Source organism: Anaerolineales bacterium, from assembly GCA_030583885.1.
Lineage (GTDB): Bacteria > Chloroflexota > Anaerolineae > Anaerolineales > Villigracilaceae > Villigracilis.
This window is the reverse complement of record CP129480.1, coordinates 3,242,402-3,256,030: the sequence shown is the minus strand read 5'-3', so window position 1 is coordinate 3,256,030 and position 13,629 is coordinate 3,242,402. Positions and strand designations below refer to the sequence as shown.

General features: G+C 53.2%; 12 protein-coding genes. 11 read left to right on the top strand and 1 reads right to left on the bottom strand.

The window, feature by feature from the left end; genetic code table 11:
- Positions 1 to 5: 5 nt before the first annotated feature.
- Entirely contained in the window at positions 6 to 2,576 is a 2,571-nt protein-coding gene (locus QY332_16260) for a helix-turn-helix domain-containing protein (GenBank protein WKZ35168.1), read from the bottom strand.
- 158 nt (positions 2,577 to 2,734) lie between these two features.
- Between QY332_16260 and QY332_16255 the strand changes: the two genes are divergently transcribed.
- From QY332_16255 to QY332_16205, 11 genes are all read left to right on the top strand, one after another.
- Positions 2,735 to 3,352 carry a sigma-70 family RNA polymerase sigma factor gene (locus QY332_16255; GenBank protein ID WKZ35167.1) on the top strand — a complete coding sequence of 206 codons (618 nt, stop codon included), beginning with the start codon at positions 2,735 to 2,737 and terminating at the stop codon, positions 3,350 to 3,352.
- 140 nt (positions 3,353 to 3,492) lie between these two features.
- Positions 3,493 to 4,866 carry a hypothetical protein gene (locus QY332_16250; GenBank protein WKZ35166.1) on the top strand — a complete coding sequence of 458 codons (1,374 nt, stop codon included), beginning with the start codon at positions 3,493 to 3,495 and terminating at the stop codon, positions 4,864 to 4,866.
- Positions 4,867 to 5,107: 241 nt separating this feature from the next.
- Positions 5,108 to 5,800: an AAA family ATPase gene (locus QY332_16245; protein ID WKZ35165.1), complete on the top strand. Its 693-nt coding sequence runs from the start codon at positions 5,108 to 5,110 to the stop codon at positions 5,798 to 5,800.
- A 511-nt stretch (positions 5,801 to 6,311) separates the two neighbouring features.
- On the top strand, positions 6,312 to 7,373 hold the full coding sequence (locus QY332_16240; GenBank protein WKZ35164.1) for a PAS domain-containing protein: 1,062 nt from the start codon (positions 6,312 to 6,314) through the stop codon (positions 7,371 to 7,373).
- Positions 7,374 to 7,388: 15 nt separating this feature from the next.
- Positions 7,389 to 8,036 (top strand): response regulator transcription factor, encoded by a 648-nt coding sequence (locus QY332_16235; GenBank protein ID WKZ35163.1) that lies wholly within the window; start codon positions 7,389 to 7,391, stop codon positions 8,034 to 8,036.
- A gap of 21 nt (positions 8,037 to 8,057) precedes the next feature.
- The gene (locus tag QY332_16230; GenBank protein WKZ35162.1) at positions 8,058 to 8,939 is read left to right on the top strand and encodes an alpha/beta hydrolase; all 882 of its coding nucleotides are present in this window, start codon (positions 8,058 to 8,060) and stop codon (positions 8,937 to 8,939) included.
- Between the two features lie 40 nt (positions 8,940 to 8,979).
- Positions 8,980 to 10,167 (top strand): serine hydrolase, encoded by a 1,188-nt coding sequence (locus tag QY332_16225; GenBank protein ID WKZ35161.1) that lies wholly within the window; start codon positions 8,980 to 8,982, stop codon positions 10,165 to 10,167.
- 434 nt (positions 10,168 to 10,601) lie between these two features.
- Positions 10,602 to 11,267 carry a DUF5698 domain-containing protein gene (locus tag QY332_16220; GenBank protein WKZ35160.1) on the top strand — a complete coding sequence of 222 codons (666 nt, stop codon included), beginning with the start codon at positions 10,602 to 10,604 and terminating at the stop codon, positions 11,265 to 11,267.
- A 140-nt stretch (positions 11,268 to 11,407) separates the two neighbouring features.
- Positions 11,408 to 11,833 (top strand): DUF3887 domain-containing protein, encoded by a 426-nt coding sequence (locus QY332_16215; protein WKZ35159.1) that lies wholly within the window; start codon positions 11,408 to 11,410, stop codon positions 11,831 to 11,833.
- A 129-nt stretch (positions 11,834 to 11,962) separates the two neighbouring features.
- Positions 11,963 to 12,355 (top strand): hypothetical protein, encoded by a 393-nt coding sequence (locus QY332_16210; protein WKZ35158.1) that lies wholly within the window; start codon positions 11,963 to 11,965, stop codon positions 12,353 to 12,355.
- Positions 12,342 to 13,628 (top strand): MFS transporter, encoded by a 1,287-nt coding sequence (locus tag QY332_16205; protein ID WKZ35157.1) that lies wholly within the window; start codon positions 12,342 to 12,344, stop codon positions 13,626 to 13,628. The genes QY332_16210 and QY332_16205 overlap by 14 nt, the downstream gene beginning before the upstream one ends.
- Position 13,629 lies beyond the last annotated feature (1 nt).

Genomic DNA, 13,629 nt, shown 5'->3' with positions numbered 1-13,629 from the left:
CCAGCTTATCTTAAAACTTCCTGCGCCCACTCTTCGGTTGCCTTTTGCTTTGCGTAGTTCTCCGCCGCTTTGACCTGGTCGGCTGTCAGGTGTGATGAGATCGCTTCACGCAGCTTTTCACTACGGGCACGCAGATGCGGGGTCACGGAAGGATTCGAGATGACAGATAAAGCCACCGCCAGCTTCGTCTCTTGTGGAAGCCCATTTTTCATTTCCATCTCTATAAATGAAACCAACGCACTCAGTGTGATAAGCGTCCATTTGTTGTCGCGGGCGGCGGCATAGGCTTCGAGGAACAGGCGTTTCGCTTCCACATTCGACCGAAGCGCGGCATACGTCTGCCCGAGATGGATGACAGGCTGCATGGAGTTCAATTGGTCGCCAATCTCTTTGTAGAGCATGATGCTCCGCAAGAAATGCTGCAACGCTTCTTCATTCTGACCTTGTGCCAGTTCCACCATCCCAAGCATATCCGACCCGAACGCCTGCGCCCAACGATCCATGTTAGCTTTTGCAAGCGCGTTACTCTCATTCAAAATGGAGCGAGTCTCTTCGACCTGGTTTAGTGCAAAGGTTGTCATTCCCAGATATAACATGCAGAAGACCAACCCGCGCGGGTCGCCGACGGAACGCCAGATATTCAGGCTCTCGGTCAGTTGCTGATAGGCTTCGTTCAGGTTTCCGTGCTGGTACGCCACGATACCAAGCATATTGACGGAGATGGCTGTGTGCCACGGCGTCAATGACCTGCTATGGTTAAGGCTTTCGGTAATTAGTCTACCCGCTTCAGAGATCTCACCCTGCATCAGCGCAAGATATCCCCAATTGCCAAAGATGTAATACAGGACTTCGGGGTCGTTGTGTTCGCGGGCGATCTCCAAACTTTCTGCAAGCAGAGTTGTCGCCCGCTCTGTGTTGCCTTTGCGGAACTCGAACCAGCCCACCTGATCTACCAATGCAGCAAAGGATGATTTTTCCTGCGGGCTTTTGAGGCTGTCTGGCGCCCCACCAGCACGGAACTTATTCATGGCGGCTGTGAATGCAGAGAGTGCTTCATCGTAATGAGCATTCACTTCGAAGTACCAATTCAAACAGGGAGACATCCTGCGCAGGATCTCCAGCCGTCCCTGTTCGACAGCCCAATGCCAGCCTGCCAGCCAGTTTGATGTCTCTGAGCGGACCAGCTGCGTTGTCTGTGGCTGGTCCGCGCTTTTGAAGGGGGATTCCAATGCCGCGATCCATTCGGCAAAATACAGGGCATGCTGTTCAGAGGCATCTTGCTCTTCTTCGAGATTGGAATGAAGTCGGGCAGATGCATACTGGCGGATCAACTCGTGGAGGTGGTAGCGGTCGGGGTTGCGATTGAAGCGCAGGAGGGATTTATCCACGAGCGAGGACAGCATGGGAAGGGTCGCTCCCATCGCCTTGATGGCGGCTTCACGCGTGAAACCTCCCTGAAACACGGACAATCTTTTGAGCAGTGTGTTTTCCTGTTCGGTAAGTAATGCCCATGAGTGGTCGAAAACGGCTTTGATCGAGCGGTGACGTTGAGGGACATCGAGCATTTTGGTTTCGAGGAGGTCGAGACTCTTCTCAAGTTCCTCTGCGATCTCGCGGCAGGCTAAAGACCGCACCCAGGAGGCGGCGAGTTCGATGGCGAGAGGCAACCCGCCCACGAGTTTGCAGATGCGGACAAGCGCATTCGCATCATCCGGCTCCAACGAAAAATTCTGTGAAGTCTGGCGGGCACGTTGGAGGAAAAGAGAAACGGCGCTGTTGTGCTCGATGTTTGCATCCGTTCCTTCGGGGATGGGAAGTCCCTGTACTTCGAAGAGCCATTCCCATTGCAGGCGCAGTTGTTCGCGCGAGGTGATGAGCATTTTAACCTGCTGGGTCTGTTGGAGGAGCTTGCCCAGCAGACTGGCTCCTTCGACCAGATGCTCCATGTTGTCGATCACCAATAAAACGTTCTTTCCTTGAAGGAATGTTGCGACTTGCACGAGTGGTTCAGCAGGACCCGAGAACGCCACCCCGAGCACATCCGCAACCGCAGGGACGATGGACTCGGTCATGCCGACGCCAGCGAGGGAAATGAAGTAGACGCCGCCGCTGAAATGGGATTCGAGTTGGCGTCCCGCTTCGATGGCAAGACGGGTCTTGCCGATTCCGCCTACGCCTGTCAATGTGAGCAGGCGGCAGGCGGGTTCGAGCAACTGGCGGGTAATCACATTGACTTCGTGTTCACGCCCGACGAGCGGGGTGGGAGGAAGGGGCAGATTGCCAGGATTCAGTTTGGGAGGTGAAACAGGTTCGATACGGGAAAGAGGCGGGATGGCGTCCAGGCTGGAGGTGCTTTTTTCCTGTCTGGCAATTTTGAGGAAGTGGGCACGCTGGTCGGCGGGGATGTCCAGTTTTTCGGCAAGCAGTTCGGCGATTTGGCGCGAGGGACGACGCTCATCCGACTCGATCTTGAACACAAGCGAAACAGAACATCCCACCTGCTTTGCGAGTTCCTGTTGTGTCAGGTCGAGTGCTTTACGTCTTTTTCTAATCCAGCTTCCGAATGAATGATCCACAAGTGTGTTTAGGTTGAATGATCGGCGAAACGACGCCGAAATTGTACTACTTTTTGTCCAGTTTCTTGTGTTGATTAGCGACACCCACCCCAGATTGACAGAGAATAAAGTAGGCATGGTGTTGAGCAATTGTTTTGGAAGTATTTGAGGAGATCGGAATGAATACCCAAATCCATGATGAATCTCTGGTGCTGGCAGCTTCGAAAGGCGATCTGGAGGCGTTCAACCAGTTGGTGCTGAGTTATCAGGATCTAGCCTACCACCACGCATATTCTCTGATGGGCGATTCAGCTTCCGCTGAGGATGTTACGCAGGAGAGTTTTGTGAAGGCATTTCGGGGATTGAACGGGTTTCGTGGAGGGTCGTTCCGCGGCTGGCTGTTGCGGATCGTGACCAACTGTGCGTATGACGTTCTGCGGCGTTCGCAGCGCCACCCGTCGCAGCCGTTGTTCCCTGAGGATGATAACGGTGAGGAGTTGGAGTCTGCGCCGTGGCTTGCTGACCCGTCCGCTTCGGTGCAGGATGCGGTGGAACAGGCTGAACTCTCAGAGGAGATCCGTGCGTTGATGGAGCAACTGCCTGAGACATATCGCAATGTGCTGACACTGGTGGACATCTATCAGTTTGATTATTCGGAGGCGGCTCAGACTCTGCGTGTGCCGATCGGTACTGTGAAGAGCAGACTCGCACGGGCACGCCTGCAAATGAAGGACATGTTGAAGGATGTATTGGATGATAGATCTTTATTGAAGACGACGAACCTCCTGTACTCATAAAACAGGCGGTTCATCTTGTACGATTTTGATACAACCTTTTAAGTCACATTCGGGAACATTTTCATATGTCACATCGTTATCTGTCCGTTCAAATGGTTGACCATCCTTTTTCTAAAACCATTTATTTGTAAGGAGAAAAAATGAAAACAACCCCCCTATCGTTCCTATTGTTGAGCCTATTCCTGCTGCTCAACGCCTGCTCGCCGCTGACCACCATCGTAAGCGAATCTGGGCAACAACCCACGCCCGTCGAATCGTACGACTCGCCATCAGTTGGCTACCAGACCATTGCGGTGGATCAGGTTGAGGTGGAGGTCGGAGTCGGCTCGCCCATCCCCGTGCATGTGATCGTCAGCGGCTGGATGCCCGATCCCTGTTCGCAGGTCGAACATACCGAGATCAAACAGGACGGCTCGAACTTCATCATCACACTGTCTGCCACGCCCGATGTTGGTGGACCCGCAGTGGACGGATGTATAAAAGATCCGATGTATTTCAAGATGGGAATCCCGCTCAATGTGGTGGACTTACCCGCCGGTTCCTATTCTGTGACCGTGAACGGTTCTCGCGCCGACTTCAAGCTGGATACTGCCAATTCAACCTCTTCCCTGCGGGCAGTGGATATGCCCTTCGATAAAACTGACATACAAGTAGATGCGGTCAACGTTGACATTGGTCGTGGCTCACCGCTTCCCATCCATGCCATCGTTTCGGCGAACCTGCCGAATGCCTGTGCCCAACTGGGCAAGGTGCGTGTGCATCGTGATGAAACAACTTTCTTCGTGCGGCTTGTGGCGTATGTCCCTGCAGAGACCGACTGCAATCCCGATACGCTTCCGATGCGTGTCGAAGTCCCGCTGAATATCGCATTCGCTCCCGAGGGACCCTATGAAGTGAACGTCAATGGCGTCACGGCAAGTTTCGATCACCGCGCGGCATCGACTGAGACCAGCCAATCGCCGATCCCAGCTACTTGGATGACCTACAACAGTGCCAACCAGCAGTGCGGATATGCAATCAGCTACCCACCAGAAATGCAAGCCACTGAGCAAACCCCGTATAGTCAGATACTTCGTTTCAACCTGCCAGATTCAGATGCCGGCATCCCAAATTTCATCTACATGTCCGTGGTTACCCCTGAAATCCAAAAAATGGTCGAGGATGGTGTCTATAACCATGATGTCTACAATTATGACCCAGCGGCAACATCAATCATGGTAAATATGCAGCCTGACGAGAGCAAATCGGTACACCAGGCACCTGGCATGGAAACAGGGTTTACCTTTGAGCGTAAACTGGATACACAAATCAGCGGTCACATTGCTCAAACCTATGAGAATATCCATCCGTGGGAGTTCCCTGGCGGGACGAAGGAGATTCGATATTACCTGTCATTGGACGGGTGCATTTACCTGATTGGTGGATACGTAGATACAACCCAGTCGAATCAACCTGGTGCGATTATGGAAAATCTTTTCCACCAGATTATCGCTACCGTGCAAGTGGCGCCGTGAGTAGTGGTCATCGTGGAAATTATATGGCGCATGGATAATCTCGGGCTTCTCTTCCGCTTTGCCGTTCCACTGAACACGGTTAAGATGGGAGATGATGGGAGATGGTGCATCATCACGGTGCGCTGCACCAGCAGATTTGTATCCGCAAGGCAGGTTCGATTGCGATTATGAATATCGAAGTTTTCCAAAGGTATTCTTATATTGCCCATACCTGAAAGCTTTCCGTTTTATAATTATCTACATGTCGTTTCCGCTCCTATCCACCAAACTGTACCCGCCGCTCCCAACAGATGGGTTGGTCATTCGTCATAGATTGGTCGCACGGATACAGGCAGGCGCGAACGGCAGAGTGACGGTCATCTCCGCCCCACCCGGGTTTGGAAAAACAACCCTGCTTTCCGAATCGCTTGCGGCGAATAAAAATATAAAAGTGGCTTGGTACTCATTGGATGAAGACGACAATGAGCCGGGTCGCTTTTTTACTTATATTGCTGCCTCATTGCGCCCGCTTGAGCCTGATCCTGTCCCAGCGCTTGATCCCCTGCTGGCGGCTGGTCCCTCCAACCCACGCGAACTGACCGCCGCACTCATCAACGACCTCTCAGAATTTGTCAGCAAAAGCGTCGTCCTGATCTTGGACGATTATCACCATATCACGCAGCAGCCCATTCACGACGTGCTTGCCTACCTGATCGACCATCTTCCCAACAACATCCATCTCGTCTTCATCAGCCGCGCCGACCCGCTGCTCCCGCTGGGACGATGGCGCGTGCGCGGACAGTTGACCGAGATCCGCGCCGATGACTTGCGCTTCACCGAAGAAAAAGCCGCGCAATTTCTGAACCAAACGATGGGACTCTCACTGAGCGCCGAAGACATCCGCACGCTGGAAGGGCGCACCGAAGACTGGGTGGCGTCGATCTTGAGAAGATAATGGAGGAAAAAACAATGGGCGAAGTTATTGCGCGTTATATTGGGTGAATTTCAAGTTATCGTATTGATGAACGAAAACACCCCTATACGTAGGGGTGTTCATTCGTTTTTGGCTTTTTGTTCTCTATTTGGCGGGTACAAAATTTTGTGGCCTGAATCTATACCCATATACCAGATTTGTACCCCGCCGGACAGATCCGATTACGGTTGTGAGTGGAAAATTGGATTTAATTATGGTCAGCAGACCATCAAACTTGAATCTTTGGATACAAATATTTTAGGTCAATACGAGCGTTGCAGATTGTAAAACACCAAAGGTAGTATCTAATATCGAAATCACGATTTCATGTCGTTGCGAGGAAGACAGAGTCCGGCGAAGCAATCTCCCCAGGTTATGAGGAGATTGCTTCGCCCTAGCGGGCTCGCGATGACATCGAATATCTTGGATATTAGACACCCTCAAACAAACCATTAAATTTTTCCCTATCTAATTCCGATTATAATGCCCTGAAATGTCAGCCGAAACGCACCTACCTGCGATAGAGCCTGAAATCACCCCAAAGCCATCCCTCACCGACGAAGAAAAACTTCAGCTTGTCGCCAAAGTCTCTGCCGATGCCATCTACGATTGGGATATCGTGGGAGGTGAAACGCGCTGGAACCACGGCATGCGGACGTTGTTCGGTTATGCAGGGGATACTGTGCAGACTCATCACTGGTGGCAGGAACGTATCTTCCCCGATGATAAGGAACGGGTGGTCGAGAGTGTCCGAAAAGCGCTCGAAAAAAAAGTGGATTACTGGACAGAGGAATACAAATTTCGCCGCGTAGACGGGACAAACGCGCACGTCATTGACCGTGGTTATTTTATTTATGATAAGGATCGCAATCCGCTTCGTATGATCGGTGCAATGGTGGATATAACCAGCAGAATCAATCTGGCAGAGGCGGAGATCAAGTCTGCCATCGAGGAACGTCAGCGGCTGGCGCGCGACCTGCACGATACCGTCGCGCAGACGTTATACAGCATGACACTTTTGGCGGAGGCAGTCCGCCGCATGGCGAACGCGGGAGATCTGGATCAGGTTCAGGCGTATGCGAGCCGCCTGGGAGAAACTGCCCAGCAGTCCTTGAAGGAGATGCGGCTCCTCGTTTACGAGATGCGCACGTCGGTTCTCGAGGAACAGGGTCTGGCGAAAGCCATCCAGAATCGCCTTGATGCCGTCGAAAAACGTTCAGGCATTGATGTCCACTTTCAGACCAACCTTGAGGGGAAATTGCCCGAGCCCCTGGAGCAGGGTTTGTTTTACATCGTGAGCGAGGCGCTGACGAATTCGCTGAAACATGCCAACGCAACTTCGGTTAAGGTTGTGATGTGTGTGGATGGCACAGAAGAAGTGGCAATCGAAGTCAGCGACAATGGGCGCGGCTTCGACCTGAACGCGGCAAAGGACGGCGGCGGCATCGGGTTGAACAGCATGAAGGAGCGCGCCGAAAAACTGGGCGGCGCAATGAAGGTCGTTTCGGAAACGGGACAGGGAACGCGCGTGCTGGTGCGCGTCCCGTTCCCTTAGTTTTGGAGGAGAGACATGACGGACAAGATTCGCATCCTGATCGCAGACGATCATGCCATCGTGCGCGAGGGCCTGCGCGCCCTGCTCGCCACAGAACCTGACCTGGAACTGCTCGCCGAAGCGACGGACGGGGTCCAGGCTGTGGACAAAGCCCGCGCCCTCAAACCCGACGTGATCCTGCTCGACCTGATGATGCCGCGCATGGACGGCGTGGAAGCCATCGCCGAGATCAAGAAGGATTGGCAGGAGGCGCGCATCATCGTGTTGACCTCGTTCTCGGACGATGAGAAGGTATTTTCCGCCATCCGCTCTGGCGCGCTGGGATATTTGCTCAAGGATTCATCCCCGCAGGATTTACTGCACGCCATCCACACGGTTGGAAACGGTGAAGGCTTTCTCTCCCCGACCATCGCATCCAAAGTGATGCGCGAGATCAACCAGCCACCCAAACTGCCGCCCACCAAAGATCCGCTCACGGAACGTGAAAATGAGATCCTGCAACTCGTCGCGCAGGGACTGACCAACGACCAGATTGCAGAGCAACTGGTCGTCAGCGAGCGGACGGTGCGAACGCACGTCAGCAACATTCTGGCAAAACTGCAATTGGCAAACCGCACCCAAGCCGCGTTGTACGCGTTGAAAGAGGGATTGGCTTCGCTGTAACTCAATAACACTCGGAGGAATATGACAAAACTGAATCAGCAACTTCAACTACCCGATGGGCGCAAACTTGGTTATGACGAGCGCGGTCCAGCAGACGGGAAGCCGCTTTTCTATTTTCACGGTTCGCCGAGTTCGCGCGTTGAATCCACGTTGTATGTAAGCGATGAGTTGTTAAAGTCGCTCAATGTGCGTTTGATCGCGGTAGATCGCCCAGGGTTGGGACTCTCCGATTTTCAGCCGACCCGCCGAATTCTGGATTTCTCCAAAGATATGCTCGCGTTGGCGGATTATTTGAACATCGAACGTTTTTCCGTGCTTGCCTATTCACTTGGCGGACCATATGGATTGGCTTGCGCATTTTCTATTCCAGAGCGAATAACTAAGGTTGGTATTGTGAGCGGCGCGGCGATGTTCACCGAACCAGAATTGATGAAGAACATCAACGAAGGGACGCGAAAATTCTTAACCATGCCGCGCGAATCTCCCTTCGCCTCGCGCCTGTTTCTGGGGATGATGATGGGATTAATGCCGCGCCTCGCGCCCAAACAGTTCATCGCGGGAGCCGCATCCGTGCTCCCTGCTTCCGACCGCCAAATCGTCGACTCAGATCCTGAATTCCAGCAAGGATTTATCCGCATGGTGCGCGAAGCCACGCGGCAGGGAACGCGCGGCGCGTTCCGCGAATCATTGCTGTCAGTCACGGATTATGGATTCCGCTTTCAGGAGATTCAGATGCCGATCCTGCTCTGGCACGGGGAGGCGGATCAAAATATACCTGTGGAGATGGCGCGTTTTGCTGCATCAGCCCTCCCGAAGTGCGAAGCGAAGTTTTATCCAGCAGAGGGACATCTCTCGCTATTCAAGAAGCACGCGGAGGAGATCATCCGCGCTCTGATAGGTTGAATCTGAATTGCTGCAACCTTTATAAGTTATGGAGGTTTTCATGTCCAGATTGAAGAAGATAGTAGGAATACTCTTTTCCTCCATCCTCATCCTTGTTCTGGCGGTATTTATTTCTGCAAGCCTGTACGACTCGCCTGAATATGCGCGGCGGCTGTTAATGTATGGGCAGTCTGATATTAACGACCGCGCCATTTTTCCTGAGCGCCCGATCCAAAATGGCGGGAATGTCTCTGTGCTGGAAAAAGGCAATGGGGGAATTCCCGAAACGCTTACATGGACCCTTCCCAGCGGTGAAGCCCGCACGGCAAGTTGGGAAGAGGTGTTCAGCCGCACCGATACCAAAGCCTTCATCGTGATTCGGGACGACAAGATCATCTATGAGGGCTATTTCAATGGCGCGACACGCGACACGATCAACACCTCCTTTTCATCAGCCAAGTCATTTAACTCAGCCTTGATCGGCGCGGCTATCGCGGACGGTTTGATCGAATCTGCGGATGACCCAGTGATTAAGTATGTCCCCGAAATTGCGGGACGTGGACTCGATACGCTCACCATCCGCGACCTGTTGTTGATGAGCACTGGCATTCGATACGCGGAACATCCCACTCCGTTCGGCGATGACGCGTTGACTTACTATTCGCCTGATCTGCGCCGCACTGCTTTGCGTGTCCGAGCCTCTGGCGCGCCGATTGGCGATGAATGGCTCTATAACAATTATCATCCACTGCTGGAGGGTTTGATAATTGAACGAGTCACGGGTGTGAACGTGTCGGAGTATTTGCAGGAGAAATTCTGGAAGCCGATGGGAGCGGAATATTCCGCCTCATGGAGTTTGGACAGTGAGGCCTCCGGCTTCGAGAAGATGGAGAGCGGCATCAACGCCCGCGCTGTTGACTATGCCCGCTTTGGACTGGTCTTCCTCCATACTGGAACTTGGAACGGTAGTCAAATCCTGCCTGAGGAGTGGGTGAGTGAGTCGACAACCCCTGAAGATGCCTGGAAGGTTCCATCCCTTTCGGGTTTGTCCCTGTATTACAAGTATCACTGGTGGGGATTCCAGAATGAGGACGGTACATATGATTTCATGGCACTGGGCAGATACTGGCAGGTTGTCTATGTTGCGCCGCGCAGGAACGTGGTGGTGGTTCGCCTGGGCGACGATCCAAACTCATATCCCGTCAATTGGACCGAAGCGATTCACAATCTGATCGATCAAATGGAATAGGCGAACTTTTTCAAAATAAGCGGAAAGTTTGATTGAAATTCAAGTCACACCGGTGACGGGTTCAGGATGGACAATGTCAGCGGGCACACAAATGATGGAGACGGAATCAGCGGAGTCTGCGTCAATTCCAACGAAGGTGACTGGAGGTTTATGGAACACCTGTTGTGACTTTATCATGGTGTCCACAAAGCGTATTTACAGGAGTACGCAGGTAATCAGGGATTGGCTGTCAATACAAGCGCGTTTCTCCGAATGTCGTCTCCGAGTTAATCAAACTTCACTTGTCCTGAGCATGGGCTATACGTCATTTGTCCTATCCAAGACCGCCGAAAAGGCGGTCTTTTGTTTTAGCTGTCTCACGTCACTCCGCCGATGTGATTTCTTCATCAATATCGTATTGTTGGCGCAACCCCAATTCAAAGGAGCGCCAACTCATGTTACGCACCATCTCCCAAAAATTCGACTCAAATGTCTGGAAACGAAAAATCATCTGGGTGGGTATTGCCGCCGTCGCTGCCATTAGCCTTATTGCCTTCACTGCTGAGATCATATCCGATTCGATTAATTCACTGGCGTTCCTCATACCGTGGAGTTCGCTCGGTGGCGCGCTCTTTATCGTCGGATTGCGTCTTGCCGATGTTCCCATTGGAACTCTGAAAACCGTCCTGATGGTGCGCGGCATGCGGACGTGGGCGACAATCCTTGGCTTGATCGAGGTCACAGTATGGATCACAGCAATTGGCAAAGTGATGGGTCATCTCGACAACCCGTGGAATATTGCAGGCTACGCGCTCGGTTATAGCGCAGGCACTTGGCTGGGCATGTGGATCGAGAACCGACTGGCGTTCGGCTCGGTGGAAGTCCACACGATTTCGATGACCAGAAGTGACGAGGTGGCGGATGCCATCCGTGCCTTCGGGTATGGCGTTACGCAGTTTCAGGCTCTTGGTCAATCAGGTCCCGTCTGCATTGTCGGTACGATTGCCGAGCGCAAGCATCTGGATGGACTGCTGAATCGGATTCGGGAGGTGGACGCCAGCGCCTTCGTCACCGTGGACGAGACCAAACAAGTGCTCGGCGGCTACCGCCTTGGCAAGTAACTGTACGTCATTTGTCGCATAAAAGACCGCTCGAAAGGCGGTCTTTTGTTTTACCCGTTTCACGTCACTCCGCCGATGTGGAAAGGAAGGGAAAACCGTACACTCATGGCAGCAATTCAAATTCAAAAGGAGAATGAATCATGAAAACCAAATTCACCACCCTGTTCGTCTTATTGATCGTCGCCGTGCTGGCATCCGCGTGCGGAGGTTCAGCGCCAGAGGGCGAAGCGACATCCGTTCTGAGTCAGGAAGAAGCCGCAGCCATCGTGGAAAACGCCATGCAGGGACTTGCGGACGGCGACTACCCCGCCTGGAGCCGAGATTGGTCCGACACGATGAAGAACGCCATCCCCGAGAAAGCCTTTCTGGATTACCGCAGTCAGGTGACCGCCCAATACGGTCAATTCGTGTCCATCGAGTCCGTGACCCTCGAGCCTGGCAAGACGCAGGGCTACGTCCGCTGGGCGGCGGTCTGCACCTTCGAGAACGGCAGGATCAAATTCAATTTCAGTTTCGAGAACGACGGCAGACTGATCGAAGGCGTTTTGCCCGAAGCCGTGCAATAACCTGAGCCGCTGAACGAAGCCTCCGAGCTGCACATGACGGAGGCTTCGTTCTCGAATACGTCATTTGACGTACCTCAAATCCGCCTCCCCGCCGATGCGCCAGCCTGTTGGAAAAGGTATTCTTGAAACATGGACAAACACATCGAAATCCTTATCGTCACCCGTTCGGATGTTTTACAACAAGGGCTCGGCGCATTGCTCGGATCGCTTCCGCACATCTCACGCGTCCAAGCCGCCAAGGATCTGCCTGACGCCCACACCCTCACCGAAGAACACCGACCCAAAATCGTCCTGCTCGACGAAACCTTGCTTGGCAAAGACCCAATATCCGCGCTGGAAACGTTCCGTTCACTTTCGCCTGGCACGAGACGCGTTTTGCTCGTGGATGATGTTTCAGGAAGGGATGTGCTGATCACACATGCAGAGGCGGTTCTGATCAAAGGCATCGCACCCGCTGCCATTGCATCAATCATTACCAATTTATTGTCAGAAGAAGGAGATGAACACAATGATTCAAACTGAAACCAAAACCAATCCGTTCCGCGAAGTGATTGGCAACTATAACTTCCGCCTGCTGTGGGTCGGCGAAGGCATATCTGTGCTTGGCGACCACTTCTACATGATCGCCCTGCCGTGGCTCGTCTTGCAATTGACAGGCGACTCACTTGCGATGGGAACCGTGCTGGCCCTCTCGGCGATTCCCCGCGCGTTGTTGATGCTGGTCGGCGGCGCCCTTACTGACCGCTTCTCGCCGCGCTCGCTTATGCTGGCGTCAAATGCGGCGCGTTTTATGTTCGTTTCCCTGCTCGCAGGATTGGTCTTCACGAACAATGTCCAACTGTGGATGTTATATACTCTTGCCATTCTATTTGGCGTGGCAGATGCGTTCTTCTATCCCGCGCAGAGTTCGATGACGCCGCAACTGGTGAAGAAAGAAAACCTCCAGGTTGCCAACTCTCTTATCCACGGCATGATGATGCTTGCCATGCTGGCAGGTCCTGTACTGGCAGGTGTGTTAATCGCAGTGTTGGGAGATGGTCGTTCTGCTACGGCAGATATGAAAGGCATTGCCGCAGCGTTCGGTCTTGATGCGCTGACCTTCCTTGCCTCGCTTGTCACGCTGGTGTTTATCAGAACCCCGCAGAACGAATCGCGCGAAACCAGCGAGAACATCCTCGAATCCATCCGCTTAGGCCTGAACTTCGTCTGGAATGATGTTCCCCTGCGTGCTTTCTTCTTCGTAGTCGCAGCGGTCACCTTCTTTTTCAACGGGCCCTTCAACATCGGCGTGCCCATCCTCGCAAACACGCGCTTTCCCGAAGGGGCGGTTGCCTACGGAACCATCCTCTCCACTTGGGGAGCGGGCTCGCTCATTGGGATAGCGCTGGCTGGCATATTACCTCGCCCGAATCCGAAGCGCATGGGTACAGTGCTCCTCAGTCTCGTTAGTGTGATGGGCATCGGACTCGCCCTCCTTGGCGTCTCGTCATCCACCCTCATCGCAGCAGTCATTGGACTCACGCTTGGCTCAGTCAATGGGTATATCAACGTCTTCTTCACCACCTGGGTGCAAAGTCGTGCTCCTAGAGCCTTCATCGGTCGCCTGATGTCGTTGCTCATGTTCTCCAGCACAGGTCTCTTCCCCGTCTCGATGGCGCTCTCTGGTGCTCTCAGCCGTGTGGATGTGACTCTGTTGCTCACCGTCTCTGGTGGGATCGTCGCCCTGCTTGGAATTTTGATGACTCTAAATCCAACTGTCCACGCGATGGAACCTGCCGCGCAGATTGGAGATTGAC

Excerpts from the sequence above, each read along its gene's own strand:
- QY332_16255 (WKZ35167.1), top strand. The coding sequence starts at position 2,735 with ATGAATACCCAAATCCATGATGAATCTCTGGTGCTGGCAGCTTCGAAA.
- QY332_16250 (WKZ35166.1), top strand. The coding sequence starts at position 3,493 with ATGAAAACAACCCCCCTATCGTTCCTATTGTTGAGCCTATTCCTGCTG.
- QY332_16245 (WKZ35165.1), top strand. The coding sequence starts at position 5,108 with ATGTCGTTTCCGCTCCTATCCACCAAACTGTACCCGCCGCTCCCAACA.
- QY332_16240 (WKZ35164.1), top strand. The coding sequence starts at position 6,312 with ATGTCAGCCGAAACGCACCTACCTGCGATAGAGCCTGAAATCACCCCA.
- QY332_16235 (WKZ35163.1), top strand. The coding sequence starts at position 7,389 with ATGACGGACAAGATTCGCATCCTGATCGCAGACGATCATGCCATCGTG.
- QY332_16230 (WKZ35162.1), top strand. The coding sequence starts at position 8,058 with ATGACAAAACTGAATCAGCAACTTCAACTACCCGATGGGCGCAAACTT.
- QY332_16225 (WKZ35161.1), top strand. The coding sequence starts at position 8,980 with ATGTCCAGATTGAAGAAGATAGTAGGAATACTCTTTTCCTCCATCCTC.
- QY332_16220 (WKZ35160.1), top strand. The coding sequence starts at position 10,602 with ATGTTACGCACCATCTCCCAAAAATTCGACTCAAATGTCTGGAAACGA.
- QY332_16215 (WKZ35159.1), top strand. The coding sequence starts at position 11,408 with ATGAAAACCAAATTCACCACCCTGTTCGTCTTATTGATCGTCGCCGTG.
- QY332_16210 (WKZ35158.1), top strand. The coding sequence starts at position 11,963 with ATGGACAAACACATCGAAATCCTTATCGTCACCCGTTCGGATGTTTTA.
- QY332_16205 (WKZ35157.1), top strand. The coding sequence starts at position 12,342 with ATGATTCAAACTGAAACCAAAACCAATCCGTTCCGCGAAGTGATTGGC.